The following is a 21131-nucleotide window of genomic DNA, read 5'->3' on the forward strand; positions in this document are numbered from 1 at the left end:
TCGGTGACCATCAATCGATCACTCGGGAAGGTACGCCCTCCGCATTCCGCGAGGCACCCCTCCCGAGGCCGATCCACAAGTCCTGAGCATTGCTCTGGTGGTTTTTGCTCAGTGCGGTTGGCGCGTCTGTAGGTAGCGGTGCTGGTCGGCTGCGCCAGGGCTGGGGGGTGGGGGTGTTTCAGCGGGTGGTGAGGCGTTGCCAGAGCAGGTCGTGGTCGGCGGGTGCGAGGCGGGTCAGGTGGAGGCGGTCGGCGAGGTCGTGGAGGAAGGCGGTCTGCTGGGTGTGTGTCAGGGGGTGCGGGGGGAGGCGGTCGAGGGTGGTGGCGAGGGTGAGGGTTTCGGGGTAGGTGATCAGGTTCCGGCAGGTCAGGGTGGGTGAGGCCGGGCTGTGGGTGAGGTGGGGGTTGGTGGCGGTGAGCTGGGTGAGGCGTGTGCGCCAGCGCTGGTGCAGGTGTTGATGGTGGTCGTACCAGCGGGTGGTGATCGTGGTGGCCCAGCTCAGGGAAGCCGTGGTGGGCGGCCGTTGGGCGGTGGGGCGGGCGTGGGTGAGTTCGGGCAGGGCGTGGATGTCGAGGGGGGTGCGGTGTCGGGGGTCGCTTGAGGCTTGCTGGTGACGGGTGCAGATCAGGGCCCGGGGCAGGTTGGGCGGCGGGTGGATCCACGCGGGGGCGGCGTGGTGGGGCGGGCGGCGCAGGGTGCAGGCGGTGCAGGCCGGCAGGGGTTGCACGGCGGGGGCGAGGGGCTGCCAGCGGGCGGTTGCGGTGGGGGCGGTGGCGATGGCGGCGGGTGGGGGCCGGCGGGTCAGTGCGCGGTCGAGGTGGGCGGGCGGGATGCGGGTGAAGGCGGCCAGGCGGCGGGCGGCTTCGCAGCTGTAGTGGAGTTCGGTGGTGTGCGGGGCGGCGGGGGTGCCGGTGGTGGTGATGTGCAGGCCGTCGAGGAGGTGGGCGGGGGAGAGGTGGTAGGCGGCGGCGAGGCGGGTGAGGTAGGAGGCTGCCGTTTCGCGGGGCAGCGGCCGTACGCGCAGCACGCCGGGCGGGCTGGGCCACATCGCGGCGGGCCGCACCGCGGGTGCGGGGTGGGTCCGGGTGGGGGCGGTCACCGGCCGGGTCGGGTGCGGCGGGCGGGGGTCCGGGGCCGGTAGTGCTCTTCGGCGAGGTGGTCCAGCGCGATGGTGTCCAGCAGGGTCTTGGTGATGCGTTCGGTGCCGTCGCAGATGGCTTCGATGGCGGCCTGGCGGATCAGGCGTGAGAGGCTGCCGATGCGTCCGGCGGTCCTCTCGTGCAGGTAGGGCGCCAGCCTGGGCAGGCTGCCGGGGCGGTGCGCGGTGAGGTCGAGGGCCGCTTCCAGGGTGGCGATCAGCTCGCGGAACGGCTCGCGGTGGCCGGCGCGGGCGGGCAGTGCTCCGCAGTCGATCAGCGAGGCGCGTCCGGCCAGTTGTGCGCCGCGTACTCCGCTGAAAACGGAGCTGGCGGTGACGTCGATGCCTGCGTAGACGAATGTGGCGCCGATACGTTCGGTGAGGTCCTTGAGCCAGTCGGCGGCCTCCGAGCCGCTGGAGGAACGCGGGTTGAGCCGGTGGATCTCGTCGTTCAGCACGAGCTTGATGCCGGCCGTGGTGTAGGTGTGGCAGACGGCGGTGGTGATCTGTGCGGTGGTCATGCGCGCGGTGACGGGGATGCCGAGGTAGCGGGCGAACTCGCAGGCCAGGGTCTTGGCGGTGGCGCCGGGCGGTACCAGCACGTAGGCGACGGGCACGCTGGTGTCGCCCGGGTGGGCGCGGCGGGTGTGGGCGAGGTGGCAGGTGCGGCCGACCTGGAGCAGTGCGGTGGTCTTGCCGGTGGTGGCCGGGCCGGTGACGATCAGCGACGGGCGGGCGGTGGCCTGCTGGTGGCGGCCGAGGATCATCAGGGTGCGGACCTGGCGTGCCAGGGATTCGATGGCCGGGGTGCGCACGGTGACGAACTGCGAGTGGTAGGCCAGGCGTTCCTCCAACGTACGGGGTGCCTGGCCCGGCTGCGGCGGTGTGGGGGGTGCGGTAGCGGCGAACCGGGCGAAGCCGTCGAACGTCGTCACCGTGCCCGCGGCCGCCGTCTCGTCGTCCGGGGGCGAGGGGCGGGCAGGGCTCACCACAGGTCGGCCTCCTGGTCGGCGTCGTACAGCGTCAGCGCGCCGCTTCCCGCCAGCGTGAGTGCGCCGGATTCATCGGCGCCGGCGTCGTCCCGGTCTTCGGCGGGGGACCGGGCGTCCAGCGCATCCAGGCTGTCCTGCGCCTTGGTTGCGGCCTGGGCCGCGCTGCGGTGCGGTGCTGCCGGTTCGCCGCCTGCTGCCTGGGAGGCCGCGTTCCCGGCGCGCGTGCCCGGCGCCGTGGCGGGCACAGTTGGCGGCGCCGGTGTGGTGGGCCGGGCCTGGCGCAGGATCTGGTCGGCGGCCTCGGCGAGGGCGGCTTCGTGTGCCTCGCGTTCGGCGCGCTGCTCGAGGGTGGTGCGGATGTGGCGCCAGGTGGTCTCGCTCATGGGCGCGTGGACGTGGTCGCGGTGGATCCACGGGATCTCGTGCAGGTGTCCGTCGGGCAGGCGGAGGTAGATCTGGCGGACGTCGTGCGGGTTGAGGTGGACCTCCCACTTGCCGCCGGGGCCGGTGGGCGAGGGCCGTCCTCGGTGTTCGTTGAGGATGACGTGGTCGTAGGTGCGGTAGTTGATGCGGATGCCGCGGCCGGTGACCGGGTGGAAGCGCACCGGCAGCAGTTCCGTGTAGTGGGCTGCGGTCAGGGGCAGCGGTACGTAGCCGCTCGCGCCCAGCAGCGCGGCCCACATCTCGCCCGGGGACAGCGCCTTCTTGGGCAGGAGGGGGTGGCGCAGCCCGTCGTGGGGGCGGTGCTGCCAGCACGCGGTGATCCACTCGTCCAGCAGTTCCTGCATCTGGGCCACGGTGAAGCGGGCTTCGTCTTCCACTGCCTCGCCGCGCGCCAGGATGTGGGGGCCGGTGTAGCCGGCGACGTGCTGGGCGAAAAGGCTGTTGATGCTGCCGAAGGTCCGTTCCACGGCGCCCTTGGCGGTGGGGGAGCGGGGCGGGGCGGGCTGCACGCTCACCCCGAGGGATTCGCAGGCGGCCAGGAAAGCGGCGGAGAGGAACACCCGCCCGCGGTCGATGACGATCGTTTCGGGCACCACCACCGGCCGCGCCGCCGCCTGTTCAAGGCGCGCGTCCAGGGCGAGAAGCCGGTCGTAGGGGACGGCGGCGTGGGCCAGGCGCAGATGCTCGCTCCAGCCGGGCCGCACCGGGTGGGGCACGGCCATCTCCGCCAGCAGCAGGGCCGCGTCCACCGCCTGGGTGCTCTGCTCGCGCAGCACGGCCGCCACCACCGACCGTGTCGCCACGTCCAGGGCGATCGTGAGCTCCGGGCGCACCGGCTTTCCGTCCTCGCCGATGGCCATGATGTCCAGCCGGGTGGTGTCGACCTGCACCAGCTCGCCCGGCCGCAGCGCCACCACCGGCGTGAACGGCCGCACCGGCACGGCGGTGGCGGTGCGGGCGGGACGCCCCGGGTGTTCCAGCGGGTCGGCCAGGACCCGCACCAGCCGGTTGAACGTCGACGGCGCCGGCAGCGCCACCGTGCCGGGCCCGTGGGCCTCGGCCAGGATCTGCCCGGTCACCTCCCGCAGCCCCTTCAGGGTGCCCGTGGAGCGGCCGCGCTGGCGGCGCAGCGCCTCCAGTACCGCGGCCACCACCCGCTCATCCGCACGCCCGGTCGCGCTCGACGGCTTGCGCTGCCGGACCAGGCCCATGACGCCGCCCGTGTGGTAGCGGGCGCGCATGCGGCGCACGGTGGCCCGGCTGGCCCGCGGCCAGCCCAGGGCCGCAAGTTCGTCGGCCTTGGCCTGCTCCCGCTCGGCCATCGAGGTGCGCTGCGGGTCGTAGGCGGGCCGGGGGGAGCCGGTGCTGCCGGGCCCGTCGGGCAGCCCGGTCTCGATCTCGCGGATGTGCCGCTGCCAGGCCATCGCCCGCTCCCGCTCCCGTTCGGGCACCGCCTCCAAAAGGCCCCACGGCGCCGCGGCGGGGACCGGGCAGTCCACCACCGCGAAGGTGGGATCGGCGAACAGCAGCGAGGTCAGAACCGAGGCGGTCTGCCCGTCCTCGTCGACGAGGCGTACCGAGGCCCCGGCTGTGGCGGCCACCTGCCAGGGGCGGCCCTCGAACGTCACATACGCTCCGAGTTTGACCTGCCGGCGCCGGGCGGCGGCCACGGCGCGGGTCGGGCGGCCGGGGGTGTTCACCACTGTCCGGCCTCCGCCTCGGCGTCGTACACCGACAACCCGCCCGGTTCCACGGCCGCCGTGCCGCCGCCGGCGGCGCGGTGTGCGAGGACGATGCCCGTGCGGCGCCGCAGCAGCTCGTCGAAGGGTCGCAAGCCGTGCTCGCCCAGCGCCCAGGGCACCGCGTGGAGCTGGCCGTCGGGCAGCCGGATGAAGACCTGCCGCGGGTCATGAGGATGGTGGTGGACCTCGAACCGGTCCCTGCGGCCGCGGTGTTCGTCCAGGCACGCATCGTCGTAGCGGCGCCCGCCCAGCCGGATGCCGGATTCGGTCACCGCGCACCGGCGGGCCGGCAGCAGTTCGCCATAGTGTTGCCCGGCCAGCGGCAGCGGCACCCTCCCGGCCGCGCCCAGCAGCACCTGCCACATCTCCTTGGGCGTCAGCCCCGCCCGGGGCAGCAGCGGATGCCGCAACTGCTCCTGGGAACGGTGGTGCCAGACGCCAGTGATCCATTCGTCCAGCAGGTCCTGCAGCTGCGGCATGCTCCAGTACACCCCGTCCGCCTCGTCCGCCCGGTCCTGCTGTCCGGCGGTGAGAGCCGGCCGGGCTGCCACCGCGTGCCGGGTGAACAGGCCGGCGAGCACCTGAAGTGTGCGCAGCGCACCACTGGCGGCGCCCGCCGCTCTCGGCGGGGCTGGCTCCAGGCTGATGCCCAGGCTCTCGCACACGGTCAGGTGCGCCGAGGTGACACCGGCCGGCCCGTGGTCGAGGACGAGTGTCTCGGGCACGGCCGCCGGCCGCGCCGCAGTGGCCTCGATCCGGTCGGGCAGGGACATCAGCCGCCGCCCCGGCCCGCCCGCGTGGGCCTGTTCCAGCAGGGCGGGCCAGCCCGGGCGCAGCGGCCGGGGCACGGCCATCTCGGCCAGCAGCACCGTCAGCTGGACCGGCCCGTCCTGCTCAGGGTGTACTACGGCAGCCAGCACGCAGCCGCTCGCCTGATCCAGCGCGGCCGTCACCGCCACCGTCACCCCGGTCCCGTCCTCGCCCACCGCACCGGTTCCCAGGCCGGCGGTGGCGACCTGCACCCGCTCCGCGGGCCGCAGCGCGGCAGGCGGGCCACCGGCCCGGCCCGCCGCGGTGGCGGTGCGCGCCGCACTGCCCGGAGGCTCGGCCGGATCCGCCAGGGCCTTCACCAGCCGGTACAGCGACGAACGGGCAGGCAGCCGTACCTGATGAGGCCCGTGGGTGTCCGCCACGATCCGTTCCGTGAGCTCGATCACCTGCCGGATGGTGGTCTTCCTCCGCCCCCGGCACCGGCGCAAAGCCTCCAGCACGGCGGCCACCACACGCTCATCCGCCCGCCCGGTGGGCGACGGGCCTCGCAGGTGCCGCTTGTCGACCAGCCCCCACAGCCCCTGCCGGCCGTAGGCCAGCCGCATCCGCTGCACCGTGCTGCGGCTGACCCTGGCCCAGCCCAGCCCTGCGAGCTCCCGCGCCTTGGCTGCCTCGCGCTCCGCCAGGGTGAACGCCTGCGGGTTGTACTCGGGCCTCGGCACACCGCTTCCGGGGCCGCCGGGCAGCCCGGTCTCCACCTCGCGGATGTGCCGCAGCCAGGACAGCGCCCGCTCCTGCGCCGCCAGGGGCACTGTCTCCCACAGCACCGGGACCACCGGCGGCGCCGAGCTCGCGCCGATCACCGCGAAGCCGGGCGCGGCCACCAGCGCGGAGGCCAGCACACAGGCGCTGTCCCCGTCCCCGGCCACCATGTGTACCCGCCCGCCGGCCAGGCCGGTCACCTGCCAGACGCGGTCCTCGAATGTGACCTGTGCACCCACCGCAACGCACCGACCGCCAGGGACGGCCGTTTGATTCCTGCTCACCTCGCGTGCTGCTCCCGCTCCTGCTCCGTGCCGTCCATGGCCGTATTCGGGCAGCCGGCCGAGACGAGGGTGTGCTCGCCCAGCGGCCGTGCCAGGTCCGCGGTCAGCCGCCCGCTCCACAGCGCGTGATAGAGCACCGGCAGCGCGGTGAGGACCTCACCCGCCTCCGCGGCCCCGGCCATCAGCGGCCGCGGCGCGGCGAACGCCGCCAGCACCGCCTGTTCCAGCCCGCCCGCGCCGCGGTAGCGGGGGTGGCGGTAGCCGGCCAGCCACCGCACGTTCGCCGCCACCACCTGCTCCGGCGGCACCAGGCGCCGGTAGGTGAACCCCACCGCCGCACACGCCGCGGAAAGCACCGCGGCCGCCCGCGCGGCACGCTCCCCGGCGGGCTTGCTGTTCGCGGGGCAGTCGGCCAGCAGAGCCCGCCCGTCGGCGTAACGGGCGAACACCTGCGGCACCCACGTCAGGTCCCGCCCGCTGTCCGGGTCTCGCCAGATCAGCCGCACCGGCCGCGCCGACAGGCCCACCACCTGCGGATCGCGGTCCAAGGCCATCAGCTGCGTGCACATCGCCTGCGACCCGTGCATCACATGCCCGCCGGTGGTGGCCGACCACCACCAGCCCGGCCCCCACCTGCGCCCGGGCACCACCGGGAACGGTGCGACCGGTGGGAGCTGCTCGAACCGGACGGCCACGGCGGCCCCGGCCCAGCGGCGCTGCACGAGCGTGCCGTCCGCCCCGGCGAACTCCGCCTCCACCGCACCCGGTTCCGGCACCCGGCCGGCCCTGGACGCGACGGCGGGTAAGCCGTCCTGGCTGCTGTCGATGATCACATGCTCCACACAACGTCATCCCGGCCACACCGCACAGGCGAACCGGCCGGTAACCCCAACTGCCCTGCCGCACCGGCAGGTTGCTCTGCGCGCGGGGCCAGGATGCCGCCCGGGGGCGTGCCGTGTCAGTGCAGACCCCTGCACTTCCCCCCCCCACCCCCACCCCCACCCCGGCCCGGGTACAGCGCCCGGCGGGGTGCGGTCGCTACCCCAGAGGCGACAGCACCCAACTGGGGGCGTCTTCGTCGGAACCGAACCGGATCAGGGCGCCGGACGGCATCGCCGCACCGCGCGCGAGCGTGTCGACGAAGGCATCCGCGAGCGCGTTGACCCGCTCACGCCCACCGCCTTGCGCGTCCTCCTCGCAGACACCGGAGTCGACCCACACAGGGTCGCGGTGGCCCGTGACCTTCAGCATGATCTTGAACGTCTCGTAGGCGTAGCGCGGATCGCTCACGCTGACGCCGACGACGGTGTCGCCGCGCACCAGGCCGTCCCCGACCCGCACCCACACATCGCGTTTGGCCACTGCTGCCCGCTTTCCCGCCCGGCCGCGTGAGCAGCCGAGCGTAGCCGTCGCGCACCCTGCCTCTGGCTGAACCGGAGAGCCGGCCGGGGCGTCATCGCCTGTCGTTCGTGTTCTGACCGTTTCCGGGCCGGTCCCCGGCGGCGGTGGCCGGGGTCAGGCGTGGCGGAAGCCGCGAGCGGGGTCGCGGGCCTGGCCGGGGCGGAAGGGCTCGAACCAGTCCACGGCGGCCAGGTTGGCAAGGCCGAGGGCCTGGTTGACGTCGTTGCCGCTGTCCTCGATCCCGTCCAGGGACGCGTCGAACAGCATCAGCACGTCGTGGTCCTCGAACAGGACGGTCGAGCACCAGTCCCAGTCGAAGTCGCCGCGGTCCTCGTCCAGACCTTCCACGGTTTCCGCGACCAGGCGCGGCCGGTTCCGTGTCAGCGACTTGGCCCGGTCGATACCCAGGTGCAGCGCCATCTCCTCGCCGGTGCACAGCGGGCGGACGGTGCCCGCATCGGCGAGGTCGGCGGCCAGGTCGTCGAAACAGCGGGCCATCTGCCGCCGCCACTGCTGGTCCTGGCGGAAGGTGATCGGCGGCAGCGAGCCCAGGACACGGCCCTGGCCGCGCCTGAGCGGCGCATCACCCAATGCGGCGACGTCCTGCCAGATCTGCTCGGACAGCTCCTCCAGCGCCACCCGCAGCACCGCAGCCGTCCGCGCGGTGAGCTCCTCGTCCTCCTCGCCGTCCTCGTCCCAGCCCTCATCCTCGTCTTCGTCCCAGGCCGCTGCGCCACCGCGGCGGGCGAGGGAGCGCAGACGCATCCGCACGCGCTGCGCGGCCTCTTCGGGAGCGGCCAGGGCATTGTCGATGATCTGCAACTCGTCGGAGAACTCCCGTGCGCTCAGCAGCGCGCCGGCCTCGGCAAGCAGGACGGAACCCGCATCGGTGCAGGCGTCCTCGGCGGGCAGGACTACGGCGAAGTAGTTGTCCGTCAGCCGGTCGATGACGGCGGCCACCACCACGGCGACGACCACGGGGTCGGCGAAGGCCTCCTCCATGTGCAGCCCGTCGACGACGAGGATGCTGGACGCCGACTCGATGAACTCCTCGAACGCGTAGGTGAACCGGCCCTCATCATCCAGGAGCTGCGCGGCCACCAAGGCCGGGAAGGACCGCTCGTCGGTCATCCGCTCGCGCAGATTGTCGGACTTCCAGTACAGGCCCCGCACGGCCGTCAGACTGCCCACCGGTGTGCCGGCCGCGGTGATGCGCACCTCCCAGGTCTGCACCCCCGCGGCAGGGTCCAGCAGCTGGTGGGTGTGGTGGAAGTCGAGCGTCAGCTGGGCAAGGTCCGCCCCCGCTGCCGCCGGATCCGTTTGCGTACTCAACGTGCTCCCTCGGCGCCGGTGTCACGGCCGCCGCCTCCCCGCGGCCCCGCCTCAGCCTAGTGGCGCCGCTCGCCGCCCGTTTCCCACAACGGGCACCACACAGGGCCTGCGGGGAAACAACGGCCAGATCCGCCCTGCGGCGTGCAGAGGCCCAGACACGACACACACCGCTGCATGCCTCAGTCCTCCTCCTGGTCCGCGGTGAGGATGTCCGCCAGCTCCCGGGCGGGCAGGCGCGCCCATGCCGCCACGTCCTCCAGCGCCACCCCCGCGGCGACGGCCGCAGCGGCGGTGTCCACGAGGGCCTGGTCGATCAGGGCGGCACTGCGGCTGAGATGTTCAAGCAGCGTGCGGGCCACTTCGGCGGTGGTGCCGCTGTGCACGCCCCGCAGTTCCACCAACTGCTCCCGCGCCTGGGCGATCGACTGCTCGAGCTGGAACCGGTGCTCGGCGCTCACTGCGGCACGCCACCGGCTGCCCGAGCCGCCCGCCCGCTCCTCGGCCGCCATCACGCGCAGCAGACCAGCCATCGTGGCGGGTTGCAGCTCCCGCTTCAGCCGCCACGGGTCGTCCCGCCACCCGGGCGGCCCGCCCGCACCGCGCCGTCGGCGGATGACCGCACCCATCCAGGCGAGCAGCGGCCCGCTGTGGTCCACCGCTGCCAACGGGCCCAGCCAGTGCCGGTCCACCCGCTCGCCGAGCCGGCGGCAGAACGCCCCGTCGGCGGACAGCGGCCGCGGCCGCCCGGCGCCGCTGTCCCTCCACACCAGCTCGGCCATGGCCGGGTCCAGCAGCGCGTCGGCCACAGCCACTACCTCCGGGAGGATGACCGGGTCCCGGCCCACGATCCGCCACCGCTGCAGATCCGTGCCCGCGTGGCCGCCTGCCACCCGGTGCAGGCGCTTGGGCCAGATCTCCTCCCGCTCCCAGTGCAGGGCCTCCTCCCACCACCGGGCCACGACCGCGTGCGCCAGGGCGAAGACCTGACCGGGCTGAGTCCCGGACCGCATCGCACGGCGTGCCACTCCGCTCCACCGCCGCTGCGCCGTGGCGACCTCCGGCACCGCGGACAGATCGAGGTGCTCCAGCGGCTGGTCGGCGTCCGCGTCCAGCAGCCACCGTCCGTGCCGGGCGCACACCCGCTGCCAGCGCGGCAGGTACCGCACCGCCCGCTGCGCCTGCCCGGTGCGCCGCGCGGTGCACGACCGGCAGGCGAACGCGGCCTCTCCCGCCACCGTGCCCGCCGTACGCCACCGCACCTGCGCCAGGGCGGCCTCCTGGCCGCTGCTGATCTTGGGATCGTCCACGGTGAACGCCGGCAGGGCGCGCGCCAGGACCCGCGGCGAAACTCCGCACAACTCGGCGAGCACGGCTCGCCCGGCGTCGTTGAGCACGATCTCCGCGTCGGCCCGCACGCCGCCGCCTGCGCGCCGGACGGGGGAGTGGCGGCAGGTCCACAGCCGCAGTACCCCAGAGGCCGGCAGGCTGTAGCGGTCCGCGGCCCGGCTGACCAGCGACGAGGTCAGCTCCCCGGCCAGCGGCACGGTCCGTAACACCCCTGCCGTCACAGCTCTCCCCGGCATCGTTCCTGCTCTCCCGTCCCGGCACCCCTGACCGCCTAAAGCTCGAACTGAAGGTCCACGACGTCCTTGAGTTCCACTTCCAGACCGTGCGCACGGCGCCCGCCGTCGCGGAAATACACCTCACCCAACGCCTCAGCGGCGAGGTCGCGGAGGTCGTCCTCGTCGACACCGGCTTCCTGGGCCTGAAGGAGGCGGGCGGCGTGATGGGGCGGCAGGGCCAGGGTGAGGTGACGCACGCGGGCCTGGTCGGTGCTGCCGACAGCAGCGGTGTAGCCGAACCTCGCCTGCACATCGATCATGATGCCGCTCGTGGTGGCCGCGGCCTGTTTCGCCTTCGCCCGGATCTGCGGCTGCCAGCGCGTGCGGACCTCACGCTCCAGCCGGCCGGCGAGCTCCGGCCGGGGCCTTTTGATCTGGTTCTTCACATACCGTTCCACCGTGCGCTGGCTGATGCCGAGCAGCTCGGCCACCGGCATCGTCCGGCCGCCGTGCTTCTTGAGGAGGTAACGCATCTGCGCCCCGGCGGACTTGGGGATGGGCCGGGTGAACGCGCCCTGCACCGCCCTGTCGAGTTCTTCCCCGACCGTGACCATCGGCGTGACTCTCCTACTCTCCAGTGTCCTTGGCGGTGACCTCGCCGGTCTTGATGTAGCGGGCGAGGTTGGCGACATGGCCGTCGGCGCCGAGCCGCTCGAGCACGTCAGCTCCCCACAGCACGCTCTGGGTGCCCTCGTGCTTGACCATCCCCGGCGAGACCCCCAGCCGGAACGAGCCTGGCACGGTCTTGCCGTCGGCGCCGTACGGCAGCACGTCCAGCGGGCTGGGCCCGTCGGCCGCGTACACGGCGCAGTCGGACAGGACCGCGACGGGGTAGCGGCCGGTGGCCGCCGCCAGGGCGAGCATCTTGCGGTGCATGTTGATGCGGGCCCGGGAGATGACGGTCGCGCGGATGTCAGGCCGCCACGTCGGCCGCGCGAGGGCGGGCCAGGCCTGCCCCGGCTTCCAGCCGCCCCCGCGCGCCTTCTCCTGCAGCTTGCCGATGCCGCCCTTGACGGTCATCTTGACCGCGTCCACCACGATCCCCAGCTCCGGATCGCGGCTCTTGTAGCCGTCCATCGCCTTCAGGAACTCGCCCGGGGGCAGCTTCTCCGCGACGCCGAGGTCGGCCATGGTGGCGACGTAGGCATCGCGCAGCCGCTTGTACCAGCCGTCCAGGAACCGGCCGCTCTCACGGCGCACCCACGCCTCCAGCGGGGCGACGTCGTAGCCGAGCTCGACGGCATACGCCACGGTGGGCGTGGCATACCAGGCCGGACCCTCGGGGCGCTGGCCGGTCGGCGTGAACGGGCTGGGCAGCAGGCCACCGTCGAGGTCGCGCCACTGCTTGGCGACCTTCACCCGGGACAGGTCGACGTGGGAGAGGTCGACCAGCCAGGAACCGGGCACCGCTGGGTCGAAGACCGGTTCGGCGACGTGCACGGGCGGCGACGCCAGACCGACGACAGCGCCGTTGGCGGCCGCGCCGAAGGCGAGGTTCACATCCAGGCCGACCAGGTAGCGCTGCATGCACTCGGTATCGGTCATATCCCGCGCCCAGTCGTAGGCTTCCTCGAACAGCCGCTCGCCGGGGCCGCGCACGTGGAAGCGGGGCAGACGGGCCAGGACGGGGTGCCCGTCGATCGCCTCGCACGGCGCCGGGTCCACCGGCTCTGTGCTCAGTGACCCGGGCCGGTGCTCGCGGTGCCGCCGGCCGTCGGCGTCCGGCTCGCTCGCGCGGGTCGGCGGGTTGAGCGCGGTCATCAGCTGCAGCCCCGTCACGGCCGTTGAGCCGACCGGCGTCATCACCCGGGCCGCATACACGCCCAGCACCCGGGCGAGCTCAGGCGGCGGCAACTGGGCGGCGTGGCCCCAGGAGCGGTCGTCCAGCGCGCGCCAGGAGGGGATGCACAGCTGCACACACTGGCGGCGGCTGCCGTGGGCGGGACGGTAGATCCGCGCCCACGGCCCCAGCCCGCGCTTGGTGAGCTGCCAGTCGGCGCGCTCAAGCTGCTTGATGACCTTGTGTCCTTCCGGCAGCCGCCCGGCAAGCCGCTCGGCCTCGGACAAGGCGGTGGGCAGGCCGTAGCGCTCGCACGCCGCCTCGGTGAGCACCAGCAGCGCATCGCTGTCCTTTCCCGAGCCGTGCAGCTTCTGCGACCCCAGCCGTGCCTCGGTGAGCGTCCACTCCACCAGCGCAGGCAGCGACTTGGCAGGCACGTCCAGGATCAGACCGCCGACACCGTAGCCGGTCACCTGCCGCTCGGTGTCGGCGTCGAGGACGAGCAGCGGACCGTGCGCGTAGGCACCGCCGGGCGCGGGGGTGTCCGCCGGGGCGGCCTTCCTCGCAGCAGGGCGCCGCGAGCTGTGCGGCGCCTGCTCGGCACGCGGCACCGGCCGCTGTGTCGCTGACGCGTGCCGGACGGGCGCCGGGGGAGCGGCCTGGGGCTCCTCGGCCTCCGCCGTGGCAGTAGCTTCCGCTGCCCCGCCCGTGGGCCCGGCCTGCGCCGCGGGCGCTGCGGTGCCCGTGCCCTCCTGCGGGGCGCCGCTGCTCTGGGGGGCGGGGTAGAGCGCGGCGAGCTGCTTCAGCAGGCGCGCGTACGCCTCCCGCTCCGGCGGCCGCGGCTCGCTCTTGCCCGACTCCCAGCCGCCCACGGTCGCCCGCCGCACCCCCAGGGCGGCGGCCACCTCGTCCAGCGTGAGCGCGTGCGCCTGGCGCAGCCGCCTGCGCTCAGCCGGCGGCGGCAGCGGGGAGCGGGACGCGACCAGCGCGTCGACCGCGTCGAACAACTCGGACATGGGACACCTCCATCCCTGACCCTATCCTGAAACGCACTTATCACGTACCAATGTCGTACGGATCGCGTGCGTTTAGCGTACTGGTGGTGTTCGGGGTGATAGCGTCCGGTCAACGGACCTGAATGGAGTCAGCGGCCTGTAGTGCACGGGTGCTCGGGCGCGGGTCGAAGCGGCGCGAGCGCATGCGACGTGTTCGAGGGGGAGCGGTGGCGGCAGCGAGTGACGGCTGGGCGGGCATGGGCTGGGACTGGACGGATGCCGACGACATCCGCCGACGCCTGGACCAAGGAGCTGATCCCGAGAGCTGGAACGGGAGCAGGCCCCTGCATCGGGCAGCGGTGTTCGGCTCCCCGGAGGCTGTTACGGAACTGGCCCGTCGGGTTGCGGATGTGGACGCGCTGGAGCACGGGGTGACGGCACTGTGGGAAGCCATCCTGTCCAGGAAGCCGGCCAACGCACGGGCGCTCGCCGCCGCCGGGGCCGATCCCTGGCGGCCGTCGCACGGCGGCTGGTCACCGGGGCGGCTGAACCTGGCCGGACCGACGCCCGAGCTGTTCCCGGTACCGGAAGGGGTGTCCTTGAGCGACACCGAGCGGGCGGCAGCGCAGGAGGCCCATCGCCTCACCACGGCATTGGGCGAGTTCTACTACGACGGCACGGGCCTGGCCTGCGTGGCGGGCATCGACGCGGCCGAGGCGGTGCGCCGTCTGCAGGCGACACCGGCACGCGGCGAACTCATCGACGAGCTGCGGGAGGATCCCTACGCGTACGACATGGACGAGAGCCTGCAGATCGTCGGCGTGACGTCCGTGCCGGGCGGCTGTGTGGTCACTCAGCTCTGGGGATATGCACCGCAGATGCCGGGCGTGCTGACCCGGCTGTCCGCCGGCACCCTGTGCTACGGCCTCTACGCCAATCCCAAAAGCGGCAACCAGGGCAGCATCGCCCGGCATGGAACGATCGAAGACTCAGACCTGCACCCCGGAGGAGCACCTGGCGAGAACGACACCCCCGCGCAGGTGCTGGCCTCCTACCTCTACCAGCACAACGCCGTCGCCTACGCCTGCGCCTTCGCAGGCCTGCGCCCGACCGACAGGCGCGCCGTGACCGGACCGCCCGATCTGTGGGTCGAACTGCCCCGCCGCGACTACTGGAGTCTCTGACTCGAAGGAAGAGCTGTCATGACTGTGGCCGAACTGCCGCGCCCCGGCCGCCCTGGGCGCGTGCGGCTCTTTCCCGACCAGGCCGAGGCCGTCGAGCGACTCGTGCGGCACCTTCACCGCCCCGGGACGCGGGGACTGTTCGTGTCGGCGACAGGCACCGGCAAAACCCTGGTGTCGATCCGGGTGGCCGACGGACTCGGCGCCCGGCTGGTGCTGTTCGTGGTGCCCACCCTGGACCTGGCGGCCCAGACGGCGCTCGCCTGGCGCCGGGACGAGCACCTGGAGCACATGGTGATCGTCTCGTCCCTGGACGCCAGCGGCCGGGACGACCTGGTCGCGGCCCGCGTCATGTCGACCACGAATCCGCACGCGCTGGGCGGGTTGATGTCGGTGGTGGGGGAGGGGGAGGACCAGATCCGTGCGTTGACGGTGATCTGCACCTACGACTCCCTGGACAAGATCGAGGAGACACAGCGCACGGGGTTCGAGGTACCGCCGTTCGACCTGGCGGTCATGGACGAGGCGCACCGGATCGCGGGCCGGGCCGACAAGAAGTGGGCCGTGATCAACGACGCGCAGAGGATCCGCGCAAACCGCCGCCTCTACATGACCGCCACCCCGCGGATCTTCGCCGCGCCGGAGCTGGCGGAGTCCGCCGACACCACCCGCCCGCGCCGCCGCCCCGCCGCCACGGGGCGGGACGTCGACGCGTTCGCCAACTCCATGGACAACGAGGCCGTCTACGGCAAAAAGGTCGCCGAATACCCCCTCGCGGCCGCGGTCGCCGACGGCCGGGCAGCGGACTACCGCATCGTGGTCCCCACCCTCACCGACGCCGACCTGCGCCGCCGCCTCAACCTCCCCTCCACCACCCCTCCCGGCGACGGCGAGGTGCAGGACAGCGCGCTGCGCACCACCGCCCTGCACCTGTCCGTCCTGCGCGCCATGACCGAACACCGGCTGGCGAAGGTGCTGGTCTACTTCAACCTCGTCTCCGACGCCCGCCGCTTCGCCCGCGAACTCCCGCACACCCTGCGCCTGCTGGCCCGCACCGACCCCGGCCTCGTCCCGGACATCACCCCCAAGCTGTTCTTCGCCCACGGCGAGCACACCCCCGCCCAGCGCGCCGACACCTTCGCCGCCTTCGCCGCCGCCGACTGCGCGATCCTGGCCAACTCCCGCCTGATCGCCGAAGGCGTCGACATCCCCAGCGTCGACGCCGTCGTCTTCGCCGACCCCACTCGCAGCGTCATCCGCTGCGTCCAGGCCCTCGGCCGCGCCCTGCGCCTGGACGTGTCCGGCAAGTCCGCGAGCCTGATCGTGCCCGTCTACGTCCCGCCCGGCGCCGACGGCGAGAACATCCTCGGCACCGCCTATGAGCCGGTGTGGGCGATCGCCTGCGCGCTGGCCAGCCACGACCACCGCATCCTCGAGCGCCTCCCGGACAAGGCCAACCGTCTGCCGAAGGAGACCAGCGACGTCATCGCCCGCCGCTGGCACTTCGACTTCACCGTCCACCCCGAACGCATCGCCCAAGCGATGGACCTGGCCTCCTTCGACCCCCGCGACCCGGCCGTCTCCCGCTCCCGCCGCCTGGGCCTGGCCGCCGCCCAGTCCTACCGCGACGAAATGGGCCACCTCGACGTCCCCGCCGACTACACCGACCCCACCGGCTACCGGCTCGGCACCTTCATCACCACGATGCGCGACGCCCGCACCGCCGGCCGCCTCGAAGCCGACTGGACCGCCGAACTCGACGCCCTCGGCATGATCTGGGACAAACATGAAGCCGCCTGGCGCGCCCGCCTCGCCGCCGCCGCCGGCTACCACCGCATGCACGGCCACCTCGCCGCACCCGCCACCACCCCCGTCGGCGCCTGGCTCGCCGAACAACGCCACCAAGCCACCAAAAACGCCCTCGATGCCGCCCGCGCCGCCGCCCTCACCGCCCTCGCCCCCGACTGGCGCCTCCCGCACGGCCCGGACTGGCACCGCAAATACCACCTGCTCCGCGCCCACCTCGCCACCGGCGCCGACTCCGCGACACTCACCCGCGACACCCTCCTGGCCGGCGTGAAGATCGGCTCCTGGCTGCACCGCCAGCTGTCCTCCTGGCCGTCCCTGGCCCCGGACCAGCAGCAGTTGATGACCGCCCTCGGTCTCACCCCCGACACCAACCCCCTCGCCCCGGCCCGCCGCACGCGCCGCACCTTCGAACAGACCCTCCAGCTCCTGGAACTCTTCCTCCACCGCGAAGGCCGCGCCCCCACCTCCCGCGAACCCATCCGCGTCGACGGCGAGACCGTCCACCTCGGCGCCTGGGTCGCCAAAACCCGCACCAAGCACCGCTCCGGCCAGCTCCCCGACAACCACGCCCGCCTGATCGCCGCGCTCTTCGACGGCGACTGGACCACCGAGGACGCCGTCCCCGCCGCGCTGGCCTGAATGCTCTGCCCGGCCACCGGGGCGTGATCCACAGGCCCGTATGCTGCGCCGTTCCGGCACACCGCTCGTTGAAGGGAACCCCCACCGTGTCTTCGCAGACTCCCGTTTACGACCGCCTCGTCGCCGAGCGCGGTGACATCCCCGTCCAAGTCCGCGGTGAAGCCGACCGAATCAGCCGCGACCTGGCCCGGGTACTGCCCCAGGCACCCGCCTCCCGGCCGAGCGCACCCCCCAGCGTCTTCGAGCCGAAAGCGCCCTCCAACTCCCTCTAGCCTGGAGCCGGCCGCGACAGCCCTCGCCACACCCCTCGTTCCGGCCCGGCAGCATCCCGCGACGGCCCGGCCGAGCGGACCCGGTGCACCACGTGCGCCACACGGACGCCCGGCATCTTCTCCCTGGTCCTGCGCCCGTGCGGCAGCCGGCAACGCCGTCCACGCGGCCCGTCCAGCAGCAGGCGTCTGACAGGACGAGTGCCGCCCGGATCGGGCCAACGCGCCGCCCCGGCGGCGGGGCGGACGGCCTTCTACCCTTCGTAGGGTTCGTGGGCGGGAGCCTGCCCGTTACCGCGCCGCTGCCGGTCGCCGGTGAGCGCGACGATCCGGTGAACCGGCACCGGGATGGCCGGGTGGCCGCCCGTGGGGGAGAACCCCACTCGGCCGGTGCCGGGCGCGTAGGAGGTCACCGTGCCGTACAGCCGGTGCAGCACGGTCTCGTCACGCATTCCGCACTCGACGTCCAGGCACAGCGTCCAGTCCGTGGGCCAGTGGACGGGCAGGTTCTCCATCTCGGCGGCTGCGGGGCCGGGGTGCTCGTCGTCGGGACCCAGCTGTACGTGCCGACGACCAGGTCGTTGTAGACCTCCACCGAGTCGGACCCCCGGTAGGCGGCCCGCCGTCCGAGCTGGGCAGCGCGCCGCACCGCCCGGGCCGTCGTCACCATGGCCGTGGGCCTGGCGCCCGGCCCGTCGCCTTCGGCGTCCGCCGGCAGATAGGGGTAGGCGCCGCGCAGCAGCGTCAGAACGTCCCGCTCGTCGGGCCCGGCGCCGCCCGCGACAAGCTCCGGCCCGAGGACGATCCGCTGCCGGTCGTCGCGGGTGTGGTCGGCGGCGTGCCGGGCGGCGAAGCGGGGGACGGCGAGCACGACAGCGTGGCCGGGCTCGACGCCGTAGCCGGTACGGCGGCCACCGAACGGGACGGCGGGCCCGTGCTGCTCATACTGGGCCAGGTAGGCGAGTTCCGCATCCCGCTTGCTGGTGAGCGGCCAGCCGCTCACCAGCAGCAGCTGCCGTCCGTCACTTCCGTCAGCCGTGGCCGCCCCGAGTGCCTCCTCCAGCCGGGCGCAGCAGTCCGCCACGTACTGCTGCCACCGGTGCTGGAACTCCGCATCCGCCCACTGCCCGGGAGAAGGAAACCCGGCGCCCGCCACAAGAGCCGGCTCCGGCAGCGCCGTCACATCGCGCACCCGCAACCCGCCCCAGGCGGCTTCCACCGCCTCCATGGCCGCCGCACGTGCCGCGGTCGCCTCGCCGCCCTGGTCCCGGACGCCGCTCCACGCCCGCCGGACGGCCGCCCACACGTCGAACGGCTGCCCCCACCGGGACTGCAGCACCGCTGCCGCCAGCTCCTGGCCCGTGCGCTGCACGTCCCCGCCGGCGGCCACCGCATCGCACGCCCCGCTGACCGACGTCACCTCCCGCGCCGCGGGCGCCGCCGCCCGCCAGCCGGCCAGCACCGTCTCCGACCGCTCCAGCACCCCCGACCACGCCGTGAGCAACTGCCGCGCGCCCGCACCGGCCGAGGGATCAGCCGTCCACGGCCCGAGCACGCGGCGAACCTCCTCATCGCGGTGCCGCGCCGCTTCCCACAGCACCCGCGCATAACCCTCCCAGGACCGCGGGCCCGCCTCCTGCTCCTCCAGCGTGCGCACCCGCCTGTCAGCCGCCACCACGTCGGCCGCTGCCCGCCACAGCACCTCCTCACCCGGCTCCACCCTCACCACGGGGGCACAGTGGCGGCACACGTGCTCGCAGACGTCCAGCAGTACGCGCGGGCTGCCCGTCAGGTGCTGCGCGTAGCGGCAATGGCTCCGCCATCCCGCCGCCTGGTCAGGAATGTGCCACTTCCCGCCGCCCGCACGCCCCAGGACCACGGTGATCCGCCGCAGCGGCCCGACGTTCACCCCGGCCGCCAGCAGTTCCCTCTCCCGCAGCACCGGAAGCCCTCGGTCACGCCGCACCACGGCCCGCCCCCCCTGTCGCCCAGCTGTTCCCGGCGCTCACTGTGGCACAGGCGCCCGACCGGCGTGCTCGGTTGCCCCACGGCGTCACCCTGCCCGGGCAACGACCGGCCCTGACATGGCGCGCGGGTCTGTAGCGACGCCGCTTCGAACACCCCCGCGAAGCTCAGCCCGTGCGTGATGCAGTCGTCGCGGAGACGCCCGCGTGCCGTGACTGGCACACGAAGCCGGGCATCCTCGTCAGCCGGACGTGCGAAGCGGACCAGCCCCCTTCACGGCCCACCTCCTGGCTGTGCGAGTCCCGTTCACCGGGGCCCCAGTACGCGCGCCTCTGACGTACATCCGCATCGACCACGTCACGCACGACCCAGCGTGTCAGTGGCGCGTGGTGGGATGACTCCCGCTATCGCCGAACCGGGAGCTGACCCGCATGAGTTCACGGATCCCCCTGCCTCCTCCGCCCCCGCCCGTGATGACGCCAGAGCGTGAACGTCATCTCGCCCTGACCGCACGGATCGCCGCAGCACAGCGGGCTGCCGGGCAGCGACCCGGGCAGGCACGCTGCGGCCGTCTGCTGCGTGACGGCGTACGACGGTGCACGTTCTGGCCGCTGCCCGGCCTCGCCGGCTGCGCCCGCCACCTCGACGACGAGGAGTGGCAGGACACCGTCGACTACCCACAGGCCTACTTCCGCGATGTCCACGGCGGATGCCTGAACCTGACGGTGGAGCAGCAGGCCGAACAGCGACTCCGGGACGCAGGACCGCCCGCCTGCCACTCCTGGCCCTACCCGCGTGCAGTCCCCCTGCCCGGCCAGGACCCGGTCGGCCTGCTCGTGACCTGGCACGCCAACCGCTGCGCCGCGTGCGGACACCGCTGGCCGGGCGACCTCGTGGGCGACCACTGCCACCAGTCCGGGCTTCTGCGCGGCCTGCTGTGCGGCATCTGCAACACCGCCGAGGGCACCGCACCACCGCGTCATCCACGCTGGCTGCGCTACCGCACCCTCACGCCCGCCCTCATCCTCGGCGTGCACCTCCCCTACAACCGGGCGGTACGCCGTCGCCTGTCCCATGTTCTCGCCCACCCGGACCAGCACGACCCGGCCTGAGGTATCCGCTCGCTGCGCCGCCCCGGCAACAGCAGGGCCAAACGCCTACTGGGTGAAGTGCGTCGTGACCTGCCCGTGGCCGCGTGCCGGACTCGCCGGCAGGTGTTGCCTGCGGCTCGTCGTGGGTCATCGTCGGCGCAGGTCGATGCCGCGCTCGGCGGCCAGAGCCAGCAGGGCGGTGACCGTCATGCCCTCGCGCAGCCGGCGGCGGACCTGCCGGCCGCCGAGGACGACATCGAGGGCGGCGGGCCCGATACCGAAGGCCCGGCACGCCCGTACGGTTGCGGCGCCGTCTACGCCCAGTGCCCTCATCCAGGTCTCCAGCTCCGGTGGCGTGAGCTGGAGCGCGTCCCATGCGGTCGTGCGTTCGCGGAGCTGGTGGTGACGGAGCCCGGGCGCGAACTGGGCGATGCTCCGCATCACGCGGGAGCGTTCCACGGCGCGGGCGGCTGCGGGGCCTGGCTGCCGCGTGGGGCCGCCGGAGGTCCCTGCCGCCGGCGGGGCAAGCCGAGGATGTGTCTTCGACGGCTGACGGCGCAAGCGAAGGGCGTGTCGCAGTTCCGGACCGAGATCGAGACCCTCCCGGGCGGCGATCTCCTGGGCATCGGGCGTGCGCCGGTGCGGGGCTCGGGCGAGGTCTGCGGCGGGGGCCGGGCTGGGGCTGGGGCTGGGGCGCAGGAAGTCCCAGATCGCGGTCAGTTCGGGGTCGGTGAAGCGCGGCTCGGTCACGGGGCTGCCTCCGGTTCGGTGGTTTTCGGGCATGCGAAAGGGCCCCGTGCCGACGGCAGCGGGGCCCTTGGTCCTGTCTGAAATTCGGATCATGAGTTCGCGGGAACGCCTGCGCGTGACGCATCACTGCTGGTAGGCAAGTGGCCATGGCGCGAGGCGATCTC

At 73.5% G+C, this 21131-nt stretch carries 17 protein-coding genes; 4 read left to right on the forward strand and 13 right to left on the reverse strand.

What is annotated here, in order from left to right; translation table 11 throughout:
- Positions 1 to 178 precede the first annotated feature (178 nt).
- The 10 genes from ACGFYH_RS35480 to tap form a co-directional block, all read right to left on the reverse strand.
- Positions 179 to 1099: a TniQ family protein gene (locus ACGFYH_RS35480; protein ID WP_393807292.1), complete on the reverse strand. Its 921-nt coding sequence runs from the start codon at positions 1097 to 1099 to the stop codon at positions 179 to 181.
- Positions 1096 to 2130 carry a TniB family NTP-binding protein gene (locus ACGFYH_RS35485; protein ID WP_393807293.1) on the reverse strand — a complete coding sequence of 345 codons (1035 nt, stop codon included), beginning with the start codon at positions 2128 to 2130 and terminating at the stop codon, positions 1096 to 1098. Before ACGFYH_RS35485 ends, ACGFYH_RS35480 begins: the two co-directional genes overlap by 4 nt.
- Positions 2124 to 4277, reverse strand: coding sequence for a transposase (locus tag ACGFYH_RS35490; RefSeq protein WP_393807294.1), 2154 nt, complete (start codon positions 4275 to 4277; stop codon positions 2124 to 2126). The genes ACGFYH_RS35485 and ACGFYH_RS35490 overlap by 7 nt, the downstream gene beginning before the upstream one ends.
- Entirely contained in the window at positions 4271 to 6088 is a 1818-nt protein-coding gene (locus ACGFYH_RS35495; RefSeq protein ID WP_393807295.1) for a Mu transposase C-terminal domain-containing protein, read from the reverse strand. The genes ACGFYH_RS35490 and ACGFYH_RS35495 overlap by 7 nt, the downstream gene beginning before the upstream one ends.
- 41 nt (positions 6089 to 6129) lie before the next feature.
- Complete coding sequence (locus ACGFYH_RS35500) at positions 6130 to 6975, reverse strand: TnsA-like heteromeric transposase endonuclease subunit (RefSeq protein WP_393807296.1); 846 nt, start codon at positions 6973 to 6975, stop codon at positions 6130 to 6132.
- 196 nt (positions 6976 to 7171) lie between these two features.
- On the reverse strand, positions 7172 to 7495 hold the full coding sequence (locus tag ACGFYH_RS35505) for a hypothetical protein (RefSeq protein WP_393807297.1): 324 nt from the start codon (positions 7493 to 7495) through the stop codon (positions 7172 to 7174).
- 153 nt (positions 7496 to 7648) lie between these two features.
- Complete coding sequence (locus ACGFYH_RS35510; RefSeq protein WP_393807298.1) at positions 7649 to 8866, reverse strand: hypothetical protein; 1218 nt, start codon at positions 8864 to 8866, stop codon at positions 7649 to 7651.
- Positions 8867 to 9045: 179 nt separating this feature from the next.
- Complete coding sequence (locus ACGFYH_RS35515; protein ID WP_393807299.1) at positions 9046 to 10434, reverse strand: DNA-binding protein; 1389 nt, start codon at positions 10432 to 10434, stop codon at positions 9046 to 9048.
- 50 nt (positions 10435 to 10484) lie between these two features.
- Positions 10485 to 11042, reverse strand: coding sequence for a telomere-protecting terminal protein Tpg (tpg, locus tag ACGFYH_RS35520; protein ID WP_393807300.1), 558 nt, complete (start codon positions 11040 to 11042; stop codon positions 10485 to 10487).
- A gap of 13 nt (positions 11043 to 11055) precedes the next feature.
- On the reverse strand, positions 11056 to 13284 hold the full coding sequence (tap, locus tag ACGFYH_RS35525) for a telomere-associated protein Tap (RefSeq protein WP_393807301.1): 2229 nt from the start codon (positions 13282 to 13284) through the stop codon (positions 11056 to 11058).
- A 206-nt stretch (positions 13285 to 13490) separates the two neighbouring features.
- On the opposite strand from tap, the gene ACGFYH_RS35530 reads away from it, so the two are divergent.
- From ACGFYH_RS35530 to ACGFYH_RS35540, 3 genes are all read left to right on the forward strand, one after another.
- On the forward strand, positions 13491 to 14447 hold the full coding sequence (locus ACGFYH_RS35530; RefSeq protein ID WP_393807302.1) for an ankyrin repeat domain-containing protein: 957 nt from the start codon (positions 13491 to 13493) through the stop codon (positions 14445 to 14447).
- An 18-nt stretch (positions 14448 to 14465) separates the two neighbouring features.
- Complete coding sequence (locus ACGFYH_RS35535; protein ID WP_393807303.1) at positions 14466 to 16892, forward strand: Helicase associated domain protein; 2427 nt, start codon at positions 14466 to 14468, stop codon at positions 16890 to 16892.
- An 86-nt stretch (positions 16893 to 16978) separates the two neighbouring features.
- Entirely contained in the window at positions 16979 to 17164 is a 186-nt protein-coding gene (locus ACGFYH_RS35540) for a hypothetical protein (RefSeq protein ID WP_393807304.1), read from the forward strand.
- A 251-nt stretch (positions 17165 to 17415) separates the two neighbouring features.
- On the opposite strand, the gene ACGFYH_RS35545 is transcribed toward ACGFYH_RS35540, so the two are convergent.
- Positions 17416 to 17613: a hypothetical protein gene (locus ACGFYH_RS35545; protein ID WP_393807305.1), complete on the reverse strand. Its 198-nt coding sequence runs from the start codon at positions 17611 to 17613 to the stop codon at positions 17416 to 17418.
- Positions 17571 to 19130, reverse strand: coding sequence for a hypothetical protein (locus tag ACGFYH_RS35550; RefSeq protein WP_393807306.1), 1560 nt, complete (start codon positions 19128 to 19130; stop codon positions 17571 to 17573). Before ACGFYH_RS35550 ends, ACGFYH_RS35545 begins: the two co-directional genes overlap by 43 nt.
- Positions 19131 to 19557: 427 nt before the next feature.
- On the opposite strand from ACGFYH_RS35550, the gene ACGFYH_RS35555 reads away from it, so the two are divergent.
- On the forward strand, positions 19558 to 20238 hold the full coding sequence (locus ACGFYH_RS35555; protein ID WP_393807307.1) for an endonuclease domain-containing protein: 681 nt from the start codon (positions 19558 to 19560) through the stop codon (positions 20236 to 20238).
- Positions 20239 to 20364: 126 nt separating this feature from the next.
- Here ACGFYH_RS35555 and ACGFYH_RS35560 read toward each other — a convergent pair whose 3' ends face one another.
- Positions 20365 to 20967: a hypothetical protein gene (locus tag ACGFYH_RS35560; protein ID WP_393807308.1), complete on the reverse strand. Its 603-nt coding sequence runs from the start codon at positions 20965 to 20967 to the stop codon at positions 20365 to 20367.
- Positions 20968 to 21131: the final 164 nt, after the last annotated feature.

This window comes from Streptomyces sp. NPDC048392, from assembly GCF_043200575.1.
Classification (GTDB): domain Bacteria; phylum Actinomycetota; class Actinomycetes; order Streptomycetales; family Streptomycetaceae; genus Streptomyces.

Bases quoted from the DNA above. Each gene is read 5' to 3' on its own strand.
- tpg (WP_393807300.1), bottom strand. From the start codon at position 11,042: ATGGTCACGGTCGGGGAAGAACTCGACAGGGCGGTGCAGGGCGCGTTC.
- tap (WP_393807301.1), bottom strand. From the start codon at position 13,284: ATGTCCGAGTTGTTCGACGCGGTCGACGCGCTGGTCGCGTCCCGCTCC.
- ACGFYH_RS35535 (WP_393807303.1), top strand. From the start codon at position 14,466: ATGACTGTGGCCGAACTGCCGCGCCCCGGCCGCCCTGGGCGCGTGCGG.
- ACGFYH_RS35545 (WP_393807305.1), bottom strand. From the start codon at position 17,613: ATGCGTGACGAGACCGTGCTGCACCGGCTGTACGGCACGGTGACCTCC.
- ACGFYH_RS35555 (WP_393807307.1), top strand. From the start codon at position 19,558: ATGAGTTCACGGATCCCCCTGCCTCCTCCGCCCCCGCCCGTGATGACG.